Origin of the sequence: Rhizobium mongolense USDA 1844 (genome assembly GCF_000419765.1) — a bacterium.
In the GTDB taxonomy this organism is placed as follows: domain Bacteria; phylum Pseudomonadota; class Alphaproteobacteria; order Rhizobiales; family Rhizobiaceae; genus Rhizobium; species Rhizobium mongolense.
In genome coordinates this window covers 1-24,189 of the sequence record NZ_ATTQ01000025.1, presented here as the reverse complement: position 1 = coordinate 24,189, position 24,189 = coordinate 1, and the positions used below count along the sequence as shown (strand labels likewise).

The following is a 24,189-nucleotide window of genomic DNA, read 5'->3' as shown; positions in this document are numbered from 1 at the left end:
CATTTACCATATATAGCTTGCCCACTCGCCAGAATCGGGGCCTATTGCAACAGCGGTACAAATCGGTTTTGACCGCCTCAAAGCGCTGTTGTGAAATATCGGGCTCAAAATGAAGCGAACGGCTGAAAAGAAATTAGCGGCACAGGAGACGTTGGTCGAGCTCATCGAACGGCACTCCTCAGCGCTTGCGACGCAGCTTCAAGCACATCACCTGAGCACATTCCCACCGGTTGCCGAGAAAGGGATTCGGCATTTCCAGCCATCAGAAGCTGCGAAGCTCGTGGGTGTCAAGGAAGTCTACCTTCGTCAGGTGTCGAACGACATCGAGGATCTTGAGGTGAGCACGACGGCGGGCGGCCGCCGCTCGTATTCGGTCGAAGACATCGACAAGATCCGCAGGCATCTCGATCGTGTCGGCCGCGCTGACAGGCGGTATCTTCCGCACCGGCGCGATGGTGAAGCCCTGCAAGTCATATCGGTTATGAATTTCAAGGGTGGCTCCGGCAAAACCACAACGGCCGCGCACCTGGCGCAGTATCTGGGACTGCGGGGGTACCGGGTCCTTGCTCTCGATCTGGACCCTCAAGCGAGCCTTTCGGCGCTCTTTGGCAACCAGCCCGAACTGGATGTCGGTTCCAACGAAACCATGTACGGCGCTATTCGCTATGATGACGAGCGCAGGCCCATCCAAGAGATCATCCGCTCGACATACATTCCCGATCTCCACCTGATCCCGGGAAATCTGGAGCTTATGGAGTTTGAGCACGATACCCCGCGAGCGTTGATGAAGCGCCAAGTGGGCGATGTGATGTTTTTCGACCGGGTTCGCCAGGTTTTGGACGAGGTCGAAAGCAACTACGATGTGGTCGTCATCGACTGCCCGCCGCAACTTGGCTATCTCACGCTGTCCGCCCTCACCGCGGCCACGTCGGTGATCGTGACGGTTCATCCCCAGATGCTGGACGTTATGTCGATGAACCAGTTCCTGGCGATGGTGGCCGAGCTTCTTCGGGAGGTCGCCACAGCGGGGGGAAACGTCGACTTTTCATGGATGCGCTACCTGATTACGCGCTTTGAGCCTGCCGATGGACCGCAGAACCAGATGGTGGGCTATTTGCGGTCGATCTTTGGTTCCCACGTCTTAAATTTCCCAATGCTCAAGACCACGGCCGTTTCTGATGCCGGACTGACCAACCAGACGCTTTACGAGATCGAGAGAGGTCAGTTTACGCGCAGCACATACGATCGTGCCCTCGAGGCGATGAACAACGTCAACGAGGAAATCGAAACCCTGATCAAGAAATCCTGGGGGAGAACCGCATGAGCCGGAAGAACCTTCTGAACCTCGTACAGGTCGATGCAGCGCGTCCGGCAAAGACACAGGGTCGGCCGCTGCTTTCGCCGTCTGTGCAGTCTGACGAATCCACGGCGGACAACAAGCTTGTCAAGCAGGTCGGGTCCACGATCCGCGAGGAGAAGGCCCGTCAGGCCCGTGCAGACGAGATCGAACGGCGACTTGCCGAGGGCCAGACTGTGATCGAGATCGACCCAGCCGAGGTCGAGCCTTCCTTTGTGCAAGACCGCATGTCCGGCGATATCGACGGGCTGATTAGTTCGATAAAGGAGCAAGGTCAGCAGGTACCGATTCTTGTCCGCCCTCACCCGGACCAGGCCGGCCGCTATCAAGTGGCATTTGGTCACCGTCGGCTTCGCGCCGTTCAGGCGCTTGAACGGCCGGTCAAGGCGATCGTTCGCGATTTGACGGACGAGCAACTCGTTGTGGCGCAGGGACAGGAGAACAACGAGCGCGAGGATCTTACCTATATCGAGAAAGCCCTCTTCGCCGACAATCTGCAACAGCGCTTTTCCAGGGACGTCATCATGTCAGCCCTGTCTGTCTATAAGAGCGATCTGTCCTACATGCTGTCTGTCGTGGTCAGGATCCCCCGGGATCTGATCAATGCAATCGGTGCTGCCCCAGGTGTGGGGCGACGGAGCTGGGTTGAGCTCGCAGACCTGCTTGCCAAGGACGGATCGCTCGACTTGGCCAAGCTGTTTCTCGAATCGGCGCAGGTTAAGTCCCTCCCCTCGGAGGCACGCTTCAAGGCTGTTGTCGCGCACTTGAAACCGCGGGCAGCTCCGGTGGCTGTTGACGTGTGGACCGCCGACGACGGAAAGCGCCTTGCGAAAGTGCTGAACACGGACGGGAAACTGGAAATCGCCATCGACCGGAAAGAAGCGCCTGAGTTTGCCGCGCTCGTCCTGGAGAAGCTTGAGGAACTGTATCGCGAGCACCGCTCAGCAAATAGCACGCTGGATAAACGAACCACGGAGTGAAACCCGCAAAAGAAAAGAGCCCCCTCAACGTCGCCGTCGTGGAAGCCCTTATCTGTTCTGTAGCAAGACAGAGAATCGCATTTCCATGAATCTTCGTCAAGAGTCTTGGCGCCGTTTTGGTGAGCGGATTTCTTTTGCCTTCTGAAAGGTGAAAGACGATGCATACGGGAAGTGTGACGACGCCGTTTGGGCGGCGGTCGATGACGCTTGCCCTCGTGAAGCGGCAGGTGGCCGCGAACGAGATCAAGCCTGGTAAGTCTGTCGAGAAATGGAAGGTCTTCCGAGATGTTGCTGAAGCCCGGGAGATGCTTGGCCTTCAGGATCGCAGCGTCGCCATCCTGGATGCGCTCTTAACGTTCCTTCCGACCAATGAACTTCGTCAGGACGGGCAGATGATTGTCTTCCCTTCGAATGCCCAGTTGACACTCCGCGCCCACGGCATTGCGGGGGCCACGCTTCGGCGCCATCTTGCAATCCTCGTCGACGCCGGTCTGATTGTGCGAAAAGACAGCGCCAACGGAAAGAGATTTGCGCGGAAGGATCGTGATGGCGATATCGAGACCGCCTTCGGCTTCGACCTGTCCCCGCTTCTAGCGCGGGCTGAGGAACTTGCTCTGATGGCGCAGGAGGTCGTGGCTGCCCGCATTGCATTCAGAAGGGCCAAGGAGACGCTAACAATATGCCGGAGGGACGTCCGCAAGTTGATCAGCGCTGCCATCGAGGAAGGCGCGGAGAGCGACTGGCAAGCGATTGAAGACATCTACATCAATCTGACGGCGCGCCTCCCCCGCACACCATCGCGCGCCGACGTGGACAGCCTGCTCGACGAGATGCAGTTGCTTTATGCTGAAGTGCTCAGCCGTCTGAATATTCACGAAGAAACCGAGATTATTTGCACCAATGATGCTCATAATGAGCGCCACATACAGAATTCAAAACCCGAATCCATCCGTGAACTTGAACCTAGCTCTGAAAAAGAGCAGGGGGCGAAGTCGGGTAGAACTGATTTGACGCCGCGTCTGGCGAGCACATCCTTCCCGTTGGCTGTTGTGCTGAAGGCTTGCCCGCAGATTTGCGACTATGGACAAGGCGGTGCGGTGGGAGGCTGGCGTGATCTGATGTCGGCTGCGGTTGTGGTCAGATCTATGCTGGGTGTCAGCCCATCGGCTTATCAAGATGCTTGCGATGGGATGGGACCGGAAAATGCGGCAATCGCGATCGCCTGTATTCTGGAGAGGGCCAACTTTATCACCTCGCCTGGCGGCTATCTGCGCGACTTGACGCGGCGCTGGGAACGAGGAGAGTTTTCACTCGGGCCGATGGTCATGGCGCAGCTGAAGGCGAACAGTGGGGGGGCAGTTAGGCGCGCCTAACCACAGGGTCCCCATTGTGCCGGGAGCCGCCTCACCAATTCTCCCAGGTGCGTTGTGTTTCAAAAGTGCAGCGCGCGAGATGTCGAACCGGGGCCAATATAGAAATGCGGAGTTTCCCGTGCTTCAAGTGTTCGGTCGGCGCACCCCAACGAAGCGTCGAGGTTGCTTCGTTCGAGTAATAAGGACTTCGCAAAGAGCTGAGAACATTGGATCCAGCGCGGCGATCATGGCAACTCAGGAGCGGCGCCAGTATTGGCGTCGGCGAACGGCCTGGGATCCTTGCGAATGAGTTCCGCTAGCGAGACGGAAGATTTCATCAGCCCATCGGGGTCGGCACCTCCGATGGGAGACAAGGTGGCCGGGTATGCGGGTCACCTGAATAGTGCGCAGGTTGAGCTGCAGGCGGGGTCACCTGCTCTATCGTGCGAAGTTAGGCGCGCTAACTCGTCTGTCTTCGTTGCGAGCACAGCATGGGATCCGACGCTTATTTGCGTTTAAGATGCGGCTTGATCATTGCCATTCGACGCCACGAAATGACGCGAGAGATGCAAGAAGCGCGCATTTGGGCGCACACATGATGAGTGTCTGTGAGTTAGGCGCGCCTAACTTCAAACATGTCGACGCGCGTAGGATGCGAGAGAGTAGTTAGTAAGGAGCCGCCCCCGGATCTCTTTTGCGTGAAAGTAGGGCGGCGCGGATCATTTCATTTTTGCTTGGTATTGCCGCCGCGACATTGTCCGCAACGGCAGCAGGTGAGGGTGGTTCTTTGTCTCGCTTCAAGGTCATGAAGCGCTCCTGCGCCAGCATTCGATCTGCCGCCGAGACCGGCTCAACCACCTCACCGTCAAAATCATGCCGCATGGCGGCCGGCTGGGCGCTCGCGAAATAGTATCGCTTTGAATGAACATAGGCAGCGACTGCGCGCCTCAGGACGGTCGCCCCAACGTCGGGCTTCAAACGGCTTTTCAGCACTTCGAACAAGCCGATCGAAAACGGAAGTATCGGGTCGCCGGCCTTTTTGGGGAATATTGCGGCCGGGGATGTCATCAGCGCATTGATCACGCTTGCCTTTTGCGACATCGGTTTCCGTTGCTGCGATAGGGCCACGGCCGGCCGTCCAGGGCTTCATAACAGTCCTCTCGGGTAACGCTTCCCACAAAAAGATGGAGCTGGACCTCTCGGTTCCGTCGACGCGTTTTGGGTCTCGTCGTGGTGAGTAATTGCATCCAAGCACGCGCATTGGCAAGGCAGGTTGTATGAAAGTTTTCGGCGGCAACTCGACTATCGAGGGGAGGGTGCGCCGTTCTGACCAAATATCGCGTGCGGACTAATAGCACGGGCGTGCCACTTCTTGGGTCGGCTTCGTCGGTCCCATAGACGTCCCCGAGAAGTTTTCGCCCGGAAGAAAGTTTGGGACCACCGCCGTCTCCTTCGATGCAAGCGGAATTCGCGCAACGTTTCGACGGCGCCTGCGTGAGAGGTGTCGGAGCGGAACTCAATTGATTCTGAGATTCACCTGGCCGGCCGACCAATCGGAACGATTGTGCTCCTGCAAACTATGCCTTGGTCGCTTATCCAACTGTCACGTAATACGCGGGGCATCTCAATTCGGCGGGTGGTTATCTGCGGGATCTGACGGCCAAGGCGCGCCGGGGTGAATTTTCCCTCGGACCGATGCTGATGGCCCTGGCGCGGACTCATGCATTTGGAGCGAAGCGAGCATAGTGATGGCTGACAGGCCAGTCGACCCGAAACTGATGAGGTGGAACGGCCCTTCTCAAACGGCATCAAGTGCCTAACGTGGTCGTGTTGAAACGCCACAAAGAAGAAGGACCGCTCCATGAAGAAGATTACCACAGTCGGGCTCGATCTGGCCAAATCCGTTTTTCAGGTTCATGGCATAGCCGAAGAAGGAGACGTGATCATACGTCGCGCACTGCGTCGATCGCAGGTGCTGGACTTCTTTCGCACACTGCGGCCTTGCCTCGTAGGGATGGAAGCCTGTGGCAGTGCGCATTTTTGGGCTCGGGAAATTCAGGCCCTGGGGCATACGGTTCGGATGATGCCGCCCGCATACGTGAAGGCCTACGTCAAACGCAATAAAACTGACGCCGCAGACGCCGAAGCTATTTGCGAGGCAGTCACCCGGCCGACCATGCGTTACGTACCGGCAAAAACGCAGGACGAGCAGGCTGCCGGAATGGTGCTCAAAGCGCGAGATTTGCTCATCCGTCAGCGCACTCAAGCAATCAATGCCTTGAGAGCTCATCTTGCCGAACTGGGCATTGTCAGGTCGACCGGTCTGGTCGGAATCATCAGCCTTGCCGCCATAGTGCGCGACGATAGTGATCTGAGATTGCCGGGTGCAGCGCGAATGGCTTTGGAAGAGCTCGTCGAGCAAATCGAGACCGTGACGGGACGCATTGAAAGGCTCGATCGGAAAATCCTTGAAGCGGTGAGGAAGGACGACTGCGCTCGGCGCCTGACAGCGATTCCCGGCGTGGGGCCGATCATTGCGGCGACCGTTCGAGCAGTTGTGCCGGATCCCGCTGGTTTCCGAACCGGTCGAGATTTCGCTGCCTGGATTGGGTTGACCCCACGCGCGCGCTCCAGCGGAGGAAAGGAACGGATAGGTTCCATCTCAAAGCGCGGAAACCAGCAACTGCGAACGCTGCTTGTCGCTGGAGCGACGTCGGTTCTCAAGGTCGCTCGTCGTGGCCTCCAGCTATCACCCTGGATAGCGGCCATGATGTTGCGCCGCCCGTTCAAGGTTATTGCCGTCGCACTCGCAAACAAGATCGCGCGCATCATCTGGGCTCTTCTCGTTCGAGGCGATAGCTATCGGGAAACGAAAATGATCGCCCAAGCCTAAACATACGAGCTTTCCGACCGATCTGTCGGAGAGGCAGGCAAGGTGCCAATTGTGATGACCCAACGGGACGACATCCCGAAGCAAATCAGACCGCAAAATCGCTAGCGCGTTGCAGCGCGAGAAGCTGATTAGGCGATTTGCTCCGCGGATCTCATCGTGGCCATGGCTGAAAGGCCAGAAAACAGGCCGGACATATGACCGCACCGTCCTTATCGGGGAAACACATGAGGAAATATCTTGCCAAGCGGGCCGTTCCACATATGCAGGATGCAGATGGCAAGGTCTCCACCGCATACGAGACGCTATACGAGCAGCTCATAGATTTTGGCGCCCATCCGAACGAAAAAGGATTCTCGATGTCGTCGACGATCCGTCGGGAGAACGGCGAAGTTCATATTGAAGCCGTCTATCTTCACGGTGACGGGCTGCCGCTACGGTCGGCGCTGCGCACGACGGCGCAAGTCGGGATCTGTGTCCTGCGTATCGGGCAGACCCTTTACCCGCAGCGCTTCAACGACCTGGACCTCGACACCGAACTACAGGCCATCATGAAGCGGTTCTAAAGGATCGGACGATCCTTGCTGATTCCGTACCTGTTGCCAACGATCCCGCCGACCAGCGCCAGGATAACGGCTGCCGGCACACCTGCAGCGCCGCCCATGGCCGCGATCCCAACACCTCCGACGAGCAGACCAAGGACTGCGCCAACCGCGGCTCCAATCAACGACCACCTCGTCTCTGCAGGACGAGCCTTGGCTGCTGCAGCGACCTTCTGGGCACCAGATGACAATTTTTGTTTCACGGGATCACCTTGAGATAAGGACGATGAAGATGGCCGTGAGACCAATTGCCGTGACCGTGGCGAGGTTCTTGAGGTGCTTTTCGATCTTCTTGACGATGGCGGCGGACACAGGTTCAAACGGCGTGGGTGGCTGGTAGATCCCGTCTTCGTCTATCTTCGCTTCCGGCGGTGGCGGGACGACATTCGGCTGGTAGGTCACCTGCAGCGTTTCCACGCGAGCGCGGGTAGTCCCCCAGTTGTCCTTGCTGCGCATCAGAAAGCCGTAGTCCTGCCGGAACGACGGCTCGGAAAGGCTTGCCTCGACTTCGTACTGGAAGAGTTCCAGCAGCACGCGCATCTCCGCCTTCTGGATTGGCGCGTGTGTCATCGACAGGCGCTGCATCAAGCTGTTGAACTCCGCCTCGTCGATGTAGCCTTCTAGGCACAGATGTGGATCCTTGGTCCTTGACGGCCATTTGTCTTCACGGGGATCGACGTAGAGGAGAGTGCCCGGTTCCTCCACCATCAGGCCTTCCTCGGGAACGTCATGCGACGACATCCCGGAGAAGCCGATCCCATCAGAAGACGTAGCGCGTTTCGTCCCGCCGACATGCCCCTTCGGCAGCGGCTTGATGATCACGTCCGCGATCTCTCTGAAGGTGCCGATCGGGCCGTCCATTCTGAATACGGTGATGCTATCCTTCATCTCTCCCCGCGCCCAGATAGTCGAACGCATCCGAAAGTTGGGATCGTTAGGATCCTTGACATTGTCCTTCCACTCGGCGCCGTGACTGATGCGCACATCGAAGAGATCCAGGTAGACGGCCTGCGGCACGCATGTCGACATAAACGGCCGACCGCCCGTGAGCTTGTCCTTGTGATGAATAGTGAATTGATTGACGAGCGTTGCGCCGCCGAGATCGGAGAAGTGCGACATCGAAAAAGAATTCCCCCAGGAGTTTCAGAGACTAATCAGAGACTACTTTCCCGGCAAGTCGATTTCTGCCGGCGTTTGCGCCCTGCCCCGCCAGCGCGCACCATTCTTGTTAGGCACCGAAACGAGGAGGTTGTGATGCCGGAAGTGGGGCCCTTGCGACCAAAATAACTTCCGCTGAACAGGATGAAATTCGTTCAGCAAGAGCATGCCACCATCCGCCGCTCCAGTCCTGAAACTCCGCTCTGAACCGGAATATCGGCGACTCGGGATGGAGATCGTCTGGAGTAAAAGGTTGGCAGTCTCTGCCATCTAAATCAGGGAAGGCGAGGAGCCGCGCGATAGGGAGATTGATGCTTCGTACCCTTAGTGACGGATGAGACCGAAACGATGGGCCTCGTCCAAGAGATGGCGAACGGACGATGGTTGCCATTTGCGTCCGCCCCGAGCGGGCCGTTCTCCCATTTTATCAAGCTGAGTAGCAATGTCACGAAGCGACAATCCGGGATCCGCGATGGCAATCGCCGCCACCAGCTTCATCAGGTGGTCCTCCGGTGCGCGGCGAGGGGACCGGGTAAGAAGCTCTTTGTCCGCTAGTTTTTCGCGGACCAGACGATGGACGGCGCGGCGAAGGCGCTCCACCGTCCAATCATGGCCGCGGCGATTGAGCACACGAACCACATTGTCCCAGCTGTGTTGAGGCCGGAGCTGCCGCACCATAGGCAGCCATGTCTGCGCAGATGAGATGAGCTCATCGAGGTAGAGTTTGTCGCGTGCTTGCGACACGGCCTTGATCGCTTCCGGCCGCCTTTCCCGTAAGCCAGGATTTCCAGGAAGTTTGCCACGCGCCTTCGCCGCTTTGATGCCTGCCTTTGTTCGTTCCGCAATCAGCGCTCTTTCGAGTTGCGCGACCGCACCCAGGACTTGGAGCGAAAACATCCCCTGCGGCGTTGAGGTATCGATCGGATCGCGGATCGAGCGGAAATGAACGCCGCGTCCCTCAAGATCCTCGATCACCGCCAAGAGGTGACTCACGGAGCGGGCAAGCCGATCGAGGCGGACAACGACGAGGACGTCACCGGCGACGAGTTCGCCGAGTAGTCGGGTCAGGACCGGACGCGCGCGTGAAACACCCGAGCCGTGCTCCTGAAAAATTCGATCGCAGCCGGCGGCATGGAGCTCGTCCATCTGGGCGTCGTGGACCTGGTCATCTGTCGAGACACGGGCGTAGCCAATGAGGCGCTTCGGAGGTTGGGGGACTTTAACTGTTTGTCTCTTTGCCATCCGGCTTCAGCGGCCCATTTCAAGGTGGTTTGTACAGATAAAACATGTATGAGAAAATGTTCCTTTGCAAGCGTGTTTTATGCATGAAATGGAAGGCCGCTGAGCGTGCTTTCTGCTCGAAGATGGGCAACGAGCCATCCCGGGTGCGTGATGCCCGTCAGTGGCCTTCCACAGGCGAAATGCCGCAAAACTGGCTCTTTTGAGAGGGCGCAGCACCGGACTGTCGCTTTTAGCAGGCGTTGACGCCAGGAGGAGGGAAGGGGAGGGGCTTCAATTCAGCGGATCGAGCGAGCGATGTTCCACTTGATCAAGCAAAAGAATCCGCCGAATCTGGGCGAAAAGTGGCAACAAAGCCCGGATTTCGGGGGAATCCACCGATCTAGAACGGCCGACATGCTGATTTGCGACTCCAGATCAACTAACCATCGATAACCTATACTTATCGATGGTTATGATGCCAACCCGCAATCATACCATGTGGCGAACCAGAATATTTAGATAGAGTTCGTGTAGCAAATCATTTACCATGATTTCAATGGCTTACGATCTCGCGAAAATCAGCATGGCAGCGCTTTGGGAGCCGGCATTCCGCGCCGCTATCGCACTCACGCGTCTGGACGAGCGCATTGCCCGTTCCCAAGTCGGAGCCGGCTGGATCGAGCGCAGCCACTTCACCGATGCCTGCGCATCGCTCTGGATCGACGGCGAACTCGTCCATCTCGAAGATCTCGTCCTCCACGACGCCACCCGCGATATTCGCACACCCACCCATGAGCTGACAATCGCCCGCGATGTGCTGCGTACCCGTCGGCGCATTGTCGGCCAATCGCCCGACTGGGCGCTGTCGGCCGAAGGCTTGAGGACCCTCCGCCGGACTTCGGAGATCACATTGATCGGCGTGGACGCGGTCGAGGCGGCTGGCGTCATCCGACCCGCGGCCCCGATGGATCCGGAAGGGGAGGGGGATGATGATGACGCGAAAAATCTATCTGGCGTCGACTATGCCGCCATCGATGCGGTGCTGGCACGATCCGAGGCGGCGATCGAGAACGCAACTAAGCCCGGCCGTGGCGGCGGCCAAGAGAAAGATCCGATGATCTACGATCTCGACTGGGACGAGGACGCGCGGCTGGGGGAATGGCGCGCTGCGTTGCGGCAGGCCGAACACCTGCCGGCGGTGCTGCAGGCGATAATCGCCCTTGATGCTTGGAACGAGTTGGCGGTGCTGCAGCACGCGCCCTGGCTCGGCCGGCTTTTTGCCGCTTCGATCCTACGCCAGGCCGGCGTCACCACCGGCGCCCATCTCGCCGCCGTGAATCTCGGCCTCAAAACCATTCCCGTTGATCGGCGCCGGCATCGCGACCGGGAAACCAGGCTACTTGCTATCGCCCAGGGTTTGATCTCGGCCGCCGAGATCGGCATGAAAGAACATGACCGGTTGACGCTGGCGAAAACGATGATGGACCGAAAGCTGGACGGGCGCCGGACGTCTTCAAAACTGCCGGAACTGGTCGAACTGGTGATGGCAAAGCCGCTGGTGTCGGCCGGGATGGTGGCGAAGACGCTCGAGGTGACGCCGCAGGCGGCGCGGCGGATTGTTTTGGAACTGGGCCTCAGGGAGATGACGGGGAGGGGGAGGTTTCGGGCGTGGGGGATCTTGTAGGCACCAGCTCTCCTTCTACCGCTGGCAATAGCCTGGTGACGCACAATTTCGCCAAGCTCGTATGAGAGGCGTATAGTCTGGAACCTTGCTTGATGGCCACCGTTAGCGGTAGCTCTGACCTCAGCAACCAGATGCTGGCGCGAGGAAATTTATTTTTCCGTGTGGCGTTCGCGTAATTGATAAACATGCAACTATATGGAAGGTATTTTTAGTGGCCTGTCCGAGCGAATCTGGGAGGCGTAGATGAGTAGGGACGAACAAGTGTATCGGCTTGCACGGCCTCAAAGCCGCGGAAATCGTGCGGATATCGCGGAAACGATGAGCGCTCTCATTGAGGAGGCTCATACTCAGCAGAGGCACGGCTACGCTTCCCGCCACAAGCCCGTCATTGATGATCGGCGAGACGAACCAATGCAGGCGAAGGCGTCGCCGATGTTGCCGGACGTATTGCAGACCCTTTTGCGCGAGGAAACTCCTTCCCGTCGGTTGTCCGACCTCGTCCTGCCACGGCATATCACTGCGGACCTCAAGGAGTTTTTAAGCGAATATTCGCAGGCGAGCCTGCTCCGCTCGCATTCGCTCGAGCCGCGTCACACGATGTTGGTCGTCGGCCCCCCCGGAACAGGCAAGACAACGCTTGCGTCAGCGCTCGCCGTCGAGCTCGGTCTCCCGTTCCTGACCGTTCGCTACGATGGTTTGGTCGGCAGTTTTCTTGGGGAAACGGCTGCCAGGCTACAGCAGGTGATCGACTATGTCAGCCGGACGCCCTGTGTGCTCTTTTTCGATGAATTCGAAAGTATTGGAAAAGAGCGAGCCGACAGCAACGAAACCGGTGAAATAAAGCGCGTCGTCAGTTCTTTGCTATTGCATATGGATGCGATTCCTTCCAGTTGTGTAGTCGTTTGCGCCACAAACCATCCAGAGTTGCTGGATCGTGCGGTTTGGCGTCGATTTGAACTGCGCATGGAAATACCGTTGCCGGGAACGGCCGAACTGAAAGAGTGGTTCATGAAGACCGAGAAGGCGTTGGGGCCACTTGGTATTTCGGCGGCCGATTTTGTGAATTTGTTGAAGGGCGAGTCTTTTTCGGAAATCGAGGCAATCACACTCGACGCCCGGCGCAAACTCATACTCTCAAAGGGCAGATCGACTGCGGCAAGTGCTCTCAGCCAGGCTTTCGACGCGTGGGAAAGAAGGCGCGCTGTCGGAGGAGTGAAGCTGAGTGGCAACGAAACCAATCGTGCGAATAAGTCGGGAGCCGGCAAACGCGCAACGACTTCCCGGAAGAAAGCCGTTCTTCCCACAACCGAACTCCTTCCAGGAACAGAGCAACCGTCTCGGAAATAAGTTCAACACGATCCGCTCTGGAATAGATGCGCTTTTGTCGAACGCCGATGTCTCCGCGCAACCGGCATATGCAACGCCGGATCGCGCACTTGTTTTTGAGCTAAAAGCCCCCGTCAACGATTTCATCAGGGCTGCTCAACGCCTTGGGCTCGAATGGCTCACCGAAGACGTCCCCGACGCCCCTACTGAAGACGAGGATTCCGAGTACGCGGGTGAGGACGACAACGGCGCCGTGCTCTACGTCACGATGCCATCGATGGAGGGACTGCAGCGGCTGATGGCCCTGTGGAACCGGTACACCGCCGGGGAGGCGCGGCCGGCAGAAGCCAGGGAATGGTGGCAACTTTTCGGATATCTGCGCGATGTTCGGACCTGGTCCGCACAGGACCGGATCGATCCAAATCTTGCTGCCTACATAAGCCGAACCATGGAGCGGCAACCCGAACGACCGGTCCGCGTGGAGCTCGACCTATGGTACCGGCAGAATGCTGATTTGCGGCTCGTTGCCCGAGAATACCTGGAAGCCTTGCTAACCGTCATCAACGGGCGCATGCTCGATTTCGTAACCATCGATCCCATTCAATACCAGGCTGCTTTGGTCGAGATTCCCGCCGGCGAAGCGCGCGCCCTTCAAGCAATGTCCGGCCGCGTTGCCAATGCTGACGCGGTCATGCGGGTTCGTCCCCAGTCTCTCTATCAGGCGTCCTTTGGCGACGAGATTGAAACTGAGGCCGCGGCGGCCAATGCACCAGCGGCGCTCGATGATAGGCCTGCGGTCGTGGCACTGCTGGATGGCTATCCGGTTCAAAATCACGCCCTCCTCGCAAACCGGGTGGATATTGAAGAGATTGATGTAACCGGCGCGCAGGTTCCGGTGAACCGGCGGTTCCACGGTACCGCGATGGCGTCGCTTATTCTACATGGCGATCTGTCGGTTGGAGACGAACCGCTTACCCGCGCATTGAAGATCATCCCTATTTTGGCTGCTCCGCAAGGCGTTCGGGCCGAAACGACACCATTGGAGCGGCTGCCGATCGGTTTGGTGTTCCGGGCGGTAACGGCGTTGGCGACCGGGCTCGATGGGTCCGCGCCATTGGGTAACCGTGTGGTTCTGATCAACCACTCGGTCTGTGATCTGGAAGCTCCCTTTGCCAAGCGTCCGTCGCCTTGGGCCAGGCTGCTTGACTTCCTATCGCATCGATATGGCGTGTTGTTCATCGTCAGCGCCGGCAACATCCGGGAGCCGTTCCAGCTGGATACCTATGCTTCCGACGAGGAGTTGCATGCTGCCGATCAGATTCAGCGTCAGGTCGTGCTTTTGCGTAGCTTGGAGCGATCCAAGGGCGGCCGCTCTATCCTCTCGCCGGCTGAATCGGTCAATGCACTGACTGTCGGCGCCCTCCACGCGGACGGCGCTGGCGAAGGGCCTGTTGGTATAATTGATCCGTTCTCTCCGATCGGCGTGACAAATCTGAACTCCGCAACAGGTCTCGGCGTCAATCGAGGGATCAAACCTGACCTCGTAGAAGCCGGAGGCAGGCAGGTCCTGCGAAGCGAACACAATAACGGTGTCGTGTCTGCCTGGGGAGAAGAAATCCCGCAGTTCGGGCAACTTGTCGCCACCGCCGATCCATTCGGTTTGACAGCAACCAAGATCGTTCGGTCCACCGGGACCAGCAACGCGGCGGCCTTGGTGACAAGGACCGGGGTAAAAATAGCTGATGTCCTCGAGTCTCTTTTCGCAGAAGAAGGTCAGGATTGGTCCTTGCAGCCGACCCGGGCGGTGACGCTGAAGGCACTTCTTGCTCACGGCTGCGCCTGGAGCGATGTTTTCCCTCTCCTCGACAAGATCTATCCGCCACAGGATGCGAGTCGCTGGGCACGGCGAAGAGAGTCCATCGCAAGGTTCTTGGGGTACGGATCAATCAACGTCGACCGTATTGTTTCTGCAGAAGGCAGTCGGATTACCCTGCTAGCAGATGACATTATTCGGCACGATCAAAGGCATGAGTACAAGATCCCCATCCCTCGCGCGATGATCGGAAACCGCGAACTGAGACGGGTTGTCACGACACTTGCATACAGCTCGCCTGTCGATCCTCAATCGAACCGCTATCGAGCGCTCGCTCTCGAAATCGTCGATCAAAACGGGCGGAGAAATTTCTGGGCTGGCGTCAAATCCATACCCCAACCCCATCCAGAAGCGACGCGTCGGGGAACGCTGCAACATCTGGTTCTGGAAGGGACGAAGCTTGTCAGTTCGACCGCGACAGGCGATTTTATCCTCTGCGTTCAAGCGAGAGCGACAATCAAGGCCTTCGAGCCTGTGCCAGCGCCCTACGCTCTTGCCGTGACGTTGGAGCTTGGCCAGCCGGTTCGTCAGGATCTGAATGTCGATGTCGCCACACGTATCCGACCCAAGGTTCAAGTTGGCGCACCGATTCCAATCCGGCCACGCGTTAGGAGCTAATCATGAACTCGTTCAATCCAAAGGATTCTCTTGCTTCCAAGAGCAACAGGACAATCGCTGAGTATCTTCGGCTGATCGGCGACGATGATGCTGCTCTGCGTTTTTCCGATACGGGTGTCGCCGGACAGGGACTGAGTCGCTTTCTGGGCGGCCAGGATCAGTACGCCTACAGTGGTATCTTGATGGGTTTCATTCCATCGGGAAGCAAAGGTAAGGCGCTTCAGATTCAAAGCGCCTTCGAGCTTGATCCGGATATGGACCTCAAGGGCGCGCGGATAAAAATCACCCTCGACAAGTTTTATGTCGCGAATTTTCCAGGGACGGGAACCCATTCAATTCTGTGCGAGTTCACCGGAAAGAACCAACTTTCCGAAGCCGCCGAAGAGATGCGGTTTGCTGTCAGCACGACCGCCAACGACAGAAGTAGCGCGGCGATCAGCGGGGCGCCCATTTTCTTGGGGGTATCCGTTGGGCAGGACGGCATAGCGTTCGAGGGAAGGACTGTGAATGTTGCAAGTTCCGATGACACCCTTTTGATGGACGCACTCGGCTCTGACGCCTTTCGTAATGGTCTGGCTTTGCTGACGAGTGCACAGCCTGCTCTAAAACCCTTCGTCGGCCTCGCCGGAAGTGTGGTCAAGGCAATTGCCGGGCGAAACAAGAACAGGCAGATTTACGCGTTCAAACTCGGCCTCGATTTTGCGGGAGGCGCCACGTCTGCCCGGCTTCGCGAGGGCTCATATATCGTTGTGCAGGCTGACGATGGCGTATTCGATTGGTCGGCGCATACCTGGAACTCGGACGCCCGATCGGTCGTCGAGACCGCGACCGGGGAGCCAATCGACTTCAACTATATGGTTTTCGGCGTCAGTCGCTTCAGCACCTGAGGTCGCAGTCGTACGCGCAAAGTGTAGGATATCCGCGTTCTAATTCGGAATAAGCTGCCGGCGGGCGGGCGGCTCAGCCAGCTGCGGAAATACTCTAGCCATGTAAAATCTTAGACCCAGACAAGGCTCGGTGTCCTCGTAGGAGGTCGTAGGACGACGCACGGGGTGTGGCGATACGGACCCGTTGTGCTTATTCGCGTCCGGTGGAAAAAGCGAAACGGCGTCTACCTTGAGGACGTTACCCATGATAATTTCATCTTATGGGGGAAGCTACTTCAACAGTGAGAGCTGCATTGGTGGACGCTGTCGTTGCAGCTCTGCCCGTAGCCGTCGTGTACTTTAGCGGATGGGCTTACCTGTCTAGCTATCTCGGCGAGTTCGGAATTGACGCTACACAGGTTGAGATCGCGTTTTCGACGGTCCTCGTTTACGCATTCATTCCTTTGCAGGATTGGAAGGTAGTTGCATACGTCATGGTGTTGGCGGCGCTCGTCTATGCTCTGACGTTAGTTCCGGAGATGCCTGCTTGGCGGAAGAATCTCCTGAGCGTTGTCACTGGCTTCTTCGCATTAGGGCTGCTCTTTGTGGTTAGCTGGGCTGCTAAGGGGGATGCATATCAGATGGCGACCTATGTTTGGAACGGCGAGAAATCGCAGACAGTCCCTGTCTTAAGTCCAACCGATCAGAGCAAGCCGCCATATCCGCAGTTCAAGGCGTGCATCGACAGGCGGCAAGTCCGCCAAATCATCGGGTTGCCAGAACAATTATTTTTGCTCTGTCGAAGCCCGGAATCACCGTGTGTCTACGGAACGATGTTCGTTGTCGGGAAAGATGGAAACATCATCTACACCGCCAACAGGGTTAGGAAGCCAGAAAATGACAATGAGAATTGCCCGAAATAGCATTGCAGCGGTGGCGATAGGTCTGATGGGCGCGGGGGCGGCGTTCGCGCAAGAAGAATTTGCTAAGTTGGTCGTCGGCGATGGACCATTCGAAGTCGCCGGAAACAATGGTATATTTGGCTTTGTGATAGCTCGGAAAACTGCCACCGTGACGTTCAAACCATGCCACGGGCCGACGTTCGAGATCGAGACGAACAAATTGAAGCGGACAACGCTCAAATGTGAGGATGGAGCGGCGCCTAATCCGCATCCGCTCAACGTGAGCTGTGCCTATGCGAGCAACATACTGCTGGCTCAAATTCCAAAAATCGAGAGCAATAATTTTGTCGCAATAGGAACGGTCTACGAGGAAAACGATAAGAACGTCACTGTTGTCGATAAGCCGTCTTCCAAGCTCATTTTCGATACTTTTTCAAAGGTAGCGCAGTTTAAGGCGTGCGGTGACATCACTATCGGATTTGGAACGACCGGTGCCCCGGTCGTGAATGTGGTAACGGTTCCGATAGCCAACCAAATCAAGATGGAAGAGCTTTATAAAGAGATGAAGTAGTCGACTTGGCCCTAAGTCATGAAATTCGCATTCTCCGGTAAGTCGTGCGATACCGCTAATCGGACACTCCGGCCTCACTGTGAAGCTCGCAATGTATTCGCGGCCGAACGTGCCCAAGTCCCGTAGAACCAATTTCGACGCTATGAAGCGCTTGGCCAGAGCCATTGCCTGGTCCTGCTCTTGGATGCGAGCCTTCGACTTCGTGCGTCAAGTCGGCATCTTCGTCGAACTGGTCGGCGGCGATACTGAAATAGACTGTGTTTCTGCGTGGGATATCGGCCCCTCTGTGGAGTGATCCCCTTGGATTGGACCAGAGCGCTTCGAACTAAGCTGCGTCAGAACCAAGAGCCTTCTTTTTGAAATCGCTTCAATAGCCGCGTCATGAAGCCGGCGGTGACAACGCGCCGCATCACGATAGTTCCGGCCGTGTTCAGTGCGGCTTCGGCATTCCTGTTCGTCCAGTAGTGTCCAGACAACTCGCCCGTCTTTGCGATATACTCGACGATGCCAGCGCCAAAATGTTGACGTGTGTCTGTTGGAGCTAGGTGATTCGGGTCCGTTTGCTCATAAACGTAGCTGAGTTCAGGTCGGTCGGGCTTTGACCAGCGTGGGCGGACGAAACGGGTGCGACTGGTCTTGTCTGTCCCGTGAGGCGTGATTTCGATCGATATGTCGAAAAGGCCTGTTTCGATCGTCACTGAGGCCGTCGTCACCAATTCGTCGTCGCTCGTAAATGGCCCCGCAAGTGAATCGAACTTCGGAATTTCACGCTTTGCCGCCGAGTACATACGCTCGACCTTCGGCCAGTTAGACCGGATTTCAGCGCGCCATTCCCCATCAAGCCATGGGAACCACCAATATTTTGCGAAGGAAAGCCAGTGCAGCACGCGGAACACTGGTCTTATGCCTAGCAACACCAATGTAACGCTGATCAGCAATGTAATTTTAGACGACCATTCGAGGAGACCGTGCGGATTGGCAACGTATCCGTAACCGAGAAGCCCAACGCAAATAGCGACAACGAGCATCACTAATGCGCTTAGGACAAGGCTCCGACTTAAGGCAAAGATCATTCAGGATCATCCTGAGATTTGGATTTGCTTTCGATTGCCGGACGATAAAACTTTTCGTCCCCCTGTTGGAAAACCGCCAAACCGAAATCGCGGCTCACGATCCCAGTAGCGACAACGCTTGGGAGCATTGAGCCGAAAAGAGCAGCGAGATAACGTCCTCCAAAGCGTTTCTGACGATCGATGTTAAGTAAAGGAACGATCGGTGGCGAGAAGTATTGCGCGATTTTCTTTATCTTGAGGTCGGGCGTTAAAACATGAAAGCCGTCGTGGTGCTCATGCCGATGTTGCGAGATACGCGCCAACACGGTCGCAGTTGCAGCATCGTCAATTGGGTTGCTGGTCGGTCGTAACGCAACGATTGGCAAAGATTCAGGATTCGCCGACACGATCACGCCGACTCCGGAAAATTCTCTACCAGCAATGGCATCGACCTCCTCTAGAAGTGTTACTACTTGCTCAATAAGTTTTCGAGGATCAGCTACCGTCATTGTACATTGATTGCACGTCGGATTAGGCCAATGCAAGGCACGGCGTGCTATAGGTTTATGGCTTGATTTTATTTCCGGAAGCGCAGGTAATATACAGCCTGCTTTTCGTCATCGATGTTACCGTTAATGCAACGGTCAGGAACGACGAGGCTGTTATATCATGAAAGCAACGCTCGAGTATGTCTCTCCGGATTCTACTCGCCCGAAAAGGTGATCGGCTCAGGACGATGGTTCAGGAAGTCGCGCAACTGAGGTGACGCGGCGATGTTTTGGTAAGAGGCGTCCGCGAGTGCAAGAAGTGTTTCACGACGGCTTTCGGTGGCGATGTCCAGCCCGAGATCGGAGGTTTGTTCCGCTGACGGCTTATGGTCGATCCGGAGGTATCTCTCTTTCAACTGGTGGGTAATCATGAAGTGAACCAGCTGTTGCTGGGTGGTCATCACGGTCGAGAGTATACGGTCATTCTTTAGCCAACCGATCGCTCCGATGTCCTGTCCGATGGAGTTCGGAAGCGAGAATTCGGAAGACGTAGTCCCGATGCTGAGAACGTGAACATCATCAATTTTCTGCCCGCAGAAATAAATGGCTTCATGGACGGCGCAGAGATCAGGCGAGTTTGCCACGATGCCGCCGTCAACGTAGTTGGAATTCTGGACCTTAGCCATCGGAAAGAACAGCGGAGCCGCCGACGTCGCCATGGCGACATCCGCCGCGAGGAGATGGCGATCCCTCACCAAGTTCGGGTTGTGCGGAGTCTTGAACATCTGCATCTGTCCTTTGCTCATGTTCACCGCCGGGACAAGAAGCCTCGTTCTGGCGTGTCCGATCAGTGCTTCATCCCCGATCACGGCCTCGACAGCCTGCCGTAGTTCTATGTTTCGATACTTCGCGCCAAAGGGTTTTCTCAGCCTGGCGAGGAGTCTGCCCAGCTTCCAGTCGCTCCGAGGAAAGATGTCCATTCCACGTTCGAGAAAGCTCAACGATCCGGCTTGGCCGCCCGAGCAGCAGATGGATCTTGATGACGGCTGCTATCTGCCGCTGTCGTTCGTAAAAGGCGCAAGACCATCCCAGGCGTCGGCAATGTTCTTTGAGTTTGTCGATTCTGTGCTCACGCAACTCGGGGAAGAGGAGGGTTGGACCTTTAAGGAAAAAGATACTTGCTGCCGGCTCGTGATCAGCCACAACGCGCACATCGACATCCCGTTGTATGCCATTCCAGACGTCGAGTTCTTGCTTCTTGAGAAATCCGTTTCGGCGCACGCAACTTTCGCCGAAGACGTGCGCCGCGACACCTGGGAAGCGCTCCCTTCGGACAGCGTTCTGCTGGCCCACCGGGCCGAGGACTGGAAAGTGTCCGATCCACGCAAGATCAAGACATGGTTTCTTGGAGCGGTCGAAATCTACGGCGAAAAACTGCGCCGTATATGCCGATACCTAAAGGCTTGGCGGGACCATCACAAACCCGAGCTAGACGGCGTGTCATCTGTTCTCCTCATGGTGTGCGCCTGGAGAGCATTCGAAGAAAAGAGTCGGCCACTGGTTCCCGATCGCGAGGACCTTACTCTACTCATGGTGCTCGAGCGACTACCCGGCTACCTAGAGGGCAAAGTCGCCAACCCGACGGACCCCGGCGAAAACATCAACCGCCTTACCGAAGACGGCCGCAAGGTAGCGGCTCGTCATGCAAAGGAGTTCGCGGACAAACTGCGCAACACGACCGCGACGGTTTCGGATCGCCAGGAAGCGGTCAACGAGATGCAGTCGCTTCTTGGACTGCGTCTGCCAGACAGACCCGATCTGGTCAGCATCGCTGAAGCAGCGAAGATCACGATCCTTGCTCAACCGCGCAACGAAGTGCCGGCTCCGGTGGTTGGACGATCGCAGAGTGGATGAACGCGATGCAATATCAAGGCGGCAGGTCCATGACGCGCTGACGCAGCGCTGTTTCACGCGGGACTGGTCGGTCGAGCGGGTTGTGTATCTAGGCACACTCGACCCGACCGCCTTGGCGGTCCCTGTCCGAATAGACGTGACGGATTTGGATTTCGTCTCTGCCCCGCCGATCTATCTTGGAGAAGAGTACCGGGTTACGGGCAGGCGTCTGCCGCATCTACTTGGTGAAACCAGATCCCTTTGTTACTACGCAAAGGGATCTGTCATTCTCGACCGATACGACCCTAGCGGGACGGTTCTTCAATGCCTCGAACAGGCCGACATCGTCATACGCAAGGCGGTACGTGGCTCTTCCGATATCGATTTCGCAAACGAATTCCAAGCTTATTGGTCGTCCTCGTTTCTTTTGGTGGATCTGCCAGCGAACTTCGCAGGGCGAATCAAGGCGCGGTTCTTGAATCTACGCGCGGGGCTCGAGCCGACTGGTGTCATATGCGCCGGAGAATCCTGGCTCATCGAAGCCCACCTCGCCAATCGTGCTTCGTTGCCGCCCGGTGAGGATTGCGTCGTCATATCCACCGATGCGGCGCTGTCCGTAAATCCGAATGCGGACTGGCCTCCCGAAAACCTCCGGGACCTCAACGCGTGGCTTGGCTGGATCGACCCGGGCCTTGTAGGCATTCTCGAGAAGAGCTTCGCTACAGGCGAGCATCCGACACGATGGATCGCAATCCGGGCCGCCAATGGCACGTTCATACTCAGCGCCACGCTGCCCCCGATGCTTCGCACGGACGAATTTCAGAAATCTCGGCGTACGAAACTCCCTTCCATAATCGCGCGGATGCCCGAGAAAATTCCAATTCAGCCGACCCTCGGCCTGCCTGCGGACGTAGACTACATCTTCAGCCGAAACATGGGAAACATGGCGAACCTAAACGGAAAACGGATTCTGCTAATCGGAGCGGGGACGATCGGAGGGTTCCTCTCTCACCAACTCGCCCAATCGGGAGCGGGAGCAATGGACGGTCGACTTACGATCGTCGATAAGGACGAACTTAGGACCGCCAACCTTGGACGCCACCTTCTCGGAATACCGTATATCCACCGGAACAAAGCGGAGGGGTGCTGTGAGTTCATCAAGCAGCAACTCCCCATGCTGACGGTGGACTTCCATTCCGGAGATGCCCTGGATATCCTTGATGCATCGAACCTTCCATATGATCTAATAATCGATGCCACGGGGGAGGAGGCCTTCTCGCTCGCCGTCAACGACAGGTCAGTTCGACACAGGGAGACTTGGCCGCCGGTGCTGTTCGGCTACCTGGTCGGAAACGGCGCGATGGCGCAATCTCTATTCACGGGAGAAAGCGGACGTGCATGCCTCAAATGTCTCAAACCACGACTGTCCGGTCCGTCCCGTTTTCCCACCATGCGCGCTGGTATCGAGGTTACTACTGCGGAAAACATGGAATGCGCCGACCCTCGGTACATACCATACCCGGTGACCAGATCGGTCGTGGCGGCGTCATTGATCTGTGAAACGGCACTAGCTTGGGCGAGGGGCTCGATCGGCCACCGCTTTCGCTCTCATCTGTTCGATCCTTCGCAAGCCCTGAGCGTGAAGGACGGCAATCCCGCCGTTTCCCGAGATTGTCCGGCATGCAGCCCGACATGATATATGCGATGGGACCTAAGGCGTATGTCCTGTTGCCCGCACGTGTCCTCGCTATCATGCAGAGCTTCGTCGTCGGGGACGAGGGGCAAAGGGAAGCTGGTGGAATATTGATCGGGAGCCACCGCGGAGATCACATCGAGATCAAGGACTGCACCGTGCCGCTAAGATCCGATGTCCGGAAGCGGTTCCTCTTCGATCGGAAGGATCGTGGACACCAGAAGGCTGCGATGACGGCATGGAATAGCAGCGGTGGTACAGAGACTTTTGTTGGAGAATGGCATAGCCATCCTGAGGACTACCCCAGGCCGTCAAGCCTCGATCGCTCGACCTGGCGGGACATCACGATGCGTGAGAACCGCAAAGTGATTTTCATGATCGTTGGACGGAAGGAGCTGTGGGCCGGGTGGGGTAAAACTGGCGTCATCGAGCCGATTTATCCAGTGATTTGAGCTGGATCAATTAACTACCTACCTAAAACGGATTCGTTATGGAGACCGCGGGCGATCTTCGCAATCAAGTCGAGGATCGCTTTGAATGTCTGCTCCATCATGTCCTCCAGCCAAACGGGAAGCTGGCAGAGGTTTGCGGTTCCCGCAACACGTGCGGGGGGACGAGGTGGTGGTTAGCCACAGCTTCAGAACATATAGGAAACCATGGGGCTAGCCGAGGAAGTAGCCCGTTGAAATCGGCGGGCTTCAAGGTGTCCCATGCGATGTAAATAGCTGACGTCGCCCACGGCTTGAACCAGGCTACGGCCTGTGCTTTGCGTAATATTGTACGATCCGCTATCGCGTGCAGGGAGCACGGATCGGCCGCTCAGAAGAGGCGGCCCCCGACGAAACGCCTACGTTAGAGGCTCTCAATCGAACGCTTTCGTCGCTAAAAGCGGCAGGTTTTGAGGGCACAAGCTCCGCAAATTGCATATGGGCGAAAGGGTTATTTTTCAGGCGCTTAGGTTTTTTGTTTAGGGCGTCGGCGGTTCGTATCCCTTCAAGGCGAGTATGGCCCACTTTCGCAAGGGCGCCCGATTGGAGATGAAGATTAGATCGGTGAACGTCGGCCTCGCGCCCCCATCTTGGCCGTTCCTTGCGAGTTTCGCCGATCTAGGAAGCAGAAGTTCGTTCAGCGAGCGCCGAAGCCTCCATACCAGACGCGTCTGGGACATTTCAGCCTTATGAACTAGCTGTTGCGAAAAGACAACTCCGGCAAAGAGCAAGCATTCCGGATGACGTCGATGCAACGCTGGTCACTGTCATCGAGAGCGCACGATAGGCCGACCGGCCCGGCCGGAGCAGCAGCACGCCGCCTATGACCTCGACAGCTCCCGTGGCGACGAGGAGAGTGCGATTTAGGGTTCTGTCACATTGATTGAGCGGTAAGGAAATTGAGGTAGCAGCGCACCCATGACCGTGGGTGCACCGACCTACAAGAACCACCGCTATCCGATCGAAATCGTAGCCCGTGCTGTCTGGCTCTACTTTCGCTTTAATCTGAGCCTGCGCGATGTCGAGGAAATGCTGCTCGATCGCGGGATCGTCGTTTCCTACGAGACCATCCGCCGATGGTGCCGAAAGCATGGCCTTGATTATGCGCGCCGCATACGCCGCAAGGCGCCGACGAAAGGCGATGTCTGGCACCTCGATGAAGGTGTGCCGCGAGG

Annotated in this window: 20 protein-coding genes and 3 pseudogenes; 16 read left to right on the top strand and 7 right to left on the bottom strand. The window is 57.1% G+C overall.

Annotation, left to right across the window (positions count from 1 at the left end; genetic code table 11):
- Positions 1-109: 109 nt before the first annotated feature.
- From repA to repC (A3C3_RS0131160), 3 genes are all read left to right on the top strand, one after another.
- The gene (gene repA / locus A3C3_RS0131170; protein ID WP_022718480.1) at positions 110-1,324 is read left to right on the top strand and encodes a plasmid partitioning protein RepA; all 1,215 of its coding nucleotides are present in this window, start codon (positions 110-112) and stop codon (positions 1,322-1,324) included.
- Positions 1,321-2,337, top strand: a complete 1,017-nt coding sequence (gene repB, locus A3C3_RS0131165) for a plasmid partitioning protein RepB (protein ID WP_022718479.1) — start codon at positions 1,321-1,323, stop codon at positions 2,335-2,337. The genes repA and repB overlap by 4 nt, the downstream gene beginning before the upstream one ends.
- A gap of 158 nt (positions 2,338-2,495) precedes the next feature.
- Positions 2,496-3,710, top strand: a complete 1,215-nt coding sequence (repC, locus tag A3C3_RS0131160) for a plasmid replication protein RepC (protein ID WP_022718478.1) — start codon at positions 2,496-2,498, stop codon at positions 3,708-3,710.
- Positions 3,711-4,355: 645 nt separating this feature from the next.
- Here the strand turns inward: repC (A3C3_RS0131160) and A3C3_RS41855 are convergent.
- Positions 4,356-4,839, bottom strand: a pseudogene (locus A3C3_RS41855) (ProQ/FINO family protein).
- 464 nt (positions 4,840-5,303) lie between these two features.
- Here A3C3_RS41855 and repC (A3C3_RS44140) point away from each other — a divergent pair.
- The 3 genes and pseudogenes from repC (A3C3_RS44140) to A3C3_RS0131145 all read left to right on the top strand — a co-directional run.
- Positions 5,304-5,435 (top strand): annotated as a pseudogene (gene repC / locus A3C3_RS44140) (replication initiation protein RepC); the annotation flags it as partial.
- A 115-nt stretch (positions 5,436-5,550) separates the two neighbouring features.
- Positions 5,551-6,582 carry an IS110 family RNA-guided transposase gene (locus A3C3_RS0131150; protein WP_022718477.1) on the top strand — a complete coding sequence of 344 codons (1,032 nt, stop codon included), beginning with the start codon at positions 5,551-5,553 and terminating at the stop codon, positions 6,580-6,582.
- Between the two features lie 224 nt (positions 6,583-6,806).
- A complete protein-coding gene (locus tag A3C3_RS0131145) occupies positions 6,807-7,145 on the top strand; it encodes a hypothetical protein (protein ID WP_022718476.1) in 339 nt (112 codons plus the stop codon).
- On the opposite strand, the gene A3C3_RS39680 is transcribed toward A3C3_RS0131145, so the two are convergent.
- The 3 genes from A3C3_RS39680 to A3C3_RS0131130 form a co-directional block, all read right to left on the bottom strand.
- Positions 7,142-7,384: a hypothetical protein gene (locus A3C3_RS39680; protein ID WP_145611423.1), complete on the bottom strand. Its 243-nt coding sequence runs from the start codon at positions 7,382-7,384 to the stop codon at positions 7,142-7,144. The genes A3C3_RS0131145 and A3C3_RS39680 overlap by 4 nt on opposite strands.
- A 4-nt stretch (positions 7,385-7,388) precedes the next feature.
- The gene (locus tag A3C3_RS0131135; RefSeq protein WP_022718474.1) at positions 7,389-8,300 is read right to left on the bottom strand and encodes a hypothetical protein; all 912 of its coding nucleotides are present in this window, start codon (positions 8,298-8,300) and stop codon (positions 7,389-7,391) included.
- Between the two features lie 363 nt (positions 8,301-8,663).
- Complete coding sequence (locus A3C3_RS0131130) at positions 8,664-9,581, bottom strand: recombinase family protein (RefSeq protein WP_022718473.1); 918 nt, start codon at positions 9,579-9,581, stop codon at positions 8,664-8,666.
- A 526-nt stretch (positions 9,582-10,107) separates the two neighbouring features.
- Here A3C3_RS0131130 and A3C3_RS0131125 point away from each other — a divergent pair.
- The 6 genes from A3C3_RS0131125 to A3C3_RS0131100 all read left to right on the top strand — a co-directional run bounded on the left by A3C3_RS0131125 (position 10,108) and on the right by A3C3_RS0131100 (position 17,400).
- Entirely contained in the window at positions 10,108-11,244 is a 1,137-nt protein-coding gene (locus tag A3C3_RS0131125; RefSeq protein WP_022718472.1) for an RHE_PE00001 family protein, read from the top strand.
- A gap of 411 nt (positions 11,245-11,655) precedes the next feature.
- On the top strand, positions 11,656-12,591 hold the full coding sequence (locus A3C3_RS0131120; RefSeq protein ID WP_245278815.1) for an AAA family ATPase: 936 nt from the start codon (positions 11,656-11,658) through the stop codon (positions 12,589-12,591).
- 34 nt (positions 12,592-12,625) lie between these two features.
- A complete protein-coding gene (locus A3C3_RS0131115) occupies positions 12,626-15,061 on the top strand; it encodes a S8 family peptidase (protein ID WP_022718470.1) in 2,436 nt (811 codons plus the stop codon).
- A 2-nt stretch (positions 15,062-15,063) separates the two neighbouring features.
- Entirely contained in the window at positions 15,064-15,948 is an 885-nt protein-coding gene (locus A3C3_RS0131110) for a hypothetical protein (protein ID WP_022718469.1), read from the top strand.
- Between the two features lie 293 nt (positions 15,949-16,241).
- Complete coding sequence (locus A3C3_RS0131105; protein WP_210163488.1) at positions 16,242-16,850, top strand: hypothetical protein; 609 nt, start codon at positions 16,242-16,244, stop codon at positions 16,848-16,850.
- Positions 16,825-17,400 (top strand): hypothetical protein, encoded by a 576-nt coding sequence (locus tag A3C3_RS0131100; RefSeq protein ID WP_022718467.1) that lies wholly within the window; start codon positions 16,825-16,827, stop codon positions 17,398-17,400. The genes A3C3_RS0131105 and A3C3_RS0131100 overlap by 26 nt, the downstream gene beginning before the upstream one ends.
- Positions 17,401-17,735: 335 nt before the next feature.
- On the opposite strand, the gene A3C3_RS42780 is transcribed toward A3C3_RS0131100, so the two are convergent.
- The 3 genes from A3C3_RS42780 to A3C3_RS39670 form a co-directional block, all read right to left on the bottom strand.
- Positions 17,736-18,473: a hypothetical protein gene (locus A3C3_RS42780; protein WP_022718465.1), complete on the bottom strand. Its 738-nt coding sequence runs from the start codon at positions 18,471-18,473 to the stop codon at positions 17,736-17,738.
- Positions 18,470-18,961, bottom strand: coding sequence for a diadenylate cyclase (locus A3C3_RS0131085; protein WP_022718464.1), 492 nt, complete (start codon positions 18,959-18,961; stop codon positions 18,470-18,472). The genes A3C3_RS42780 and A3C3_RS0131085 overlap by 4 nt, the downstream gene beginning before the upstream one ends.
- A gap of 194 nt (positions 18,962-19,155) precedes the next feature.
- Positions 19,156-19,920, bottom strand: a complete 765-nt coding sequence (locus A3C3_RS39670) for a CBASS cGAMP-activated phospholipase (RefSeq protein WP_051154537.1) — start codon at positions 19,918-19,920, stop codon at positions 19,156-19,158.
- Here A3C3_RS39670 and A3C3_RS46280 point away from each other — a divergent pair.
- The 4 genes and pseudogenes from A3C3_RS46280 to A3C3_RS0131055 form a co-directional block, all read left to right on the top strand.
- Complete coding sequence (locus A3C3_RS46280; RefSeq protein ID WP_022718462.1) at positions 19,913-20,854, top strand: CBASS cGAMP synthase; 942 nt, start codon at positions 19,913-19,915, stop codon at positions 20,852-20,854. The genes A3C3_RS39670 and A3C3_RS46280 overlap by 8 nt on opposite strands.
- Positions 20,847-22,529, top strand: coding sequence for a ThiF family adenylyltransferase (locus A3C3_RS0131070; RefSeq protein ID WP_022718461.1), 1,683 nt, complete (start codon positions 20,847-20,849; stop codon positions 22,527-22,529). Before A3C3_RS46280 ends, A3C3_RS0131070 begins: the two co-directional genes overlap by 8 nt.
- A complete protein-coding gene (locus A3C3_RS39660) occupies positions 22,514-22,978 on the top strand; it encodes a Mov34/MPN/PAD-1 family protein (protein ID WP_022718460.1) in 465 nt (154 codons plus the stop codon). Before A3C3_RS0131070 ends, A3C3_RS39660 begins: the two co-directional genes overlap by 16 nt.
- Positions 22,979-23,932: 954 nt before the next feature.
- Positions 23,933-24,189 (top strand): annotated as a pseudogene (locus A3C3_RS0131055) (IS6 family transposase); the annotation flags it as partial.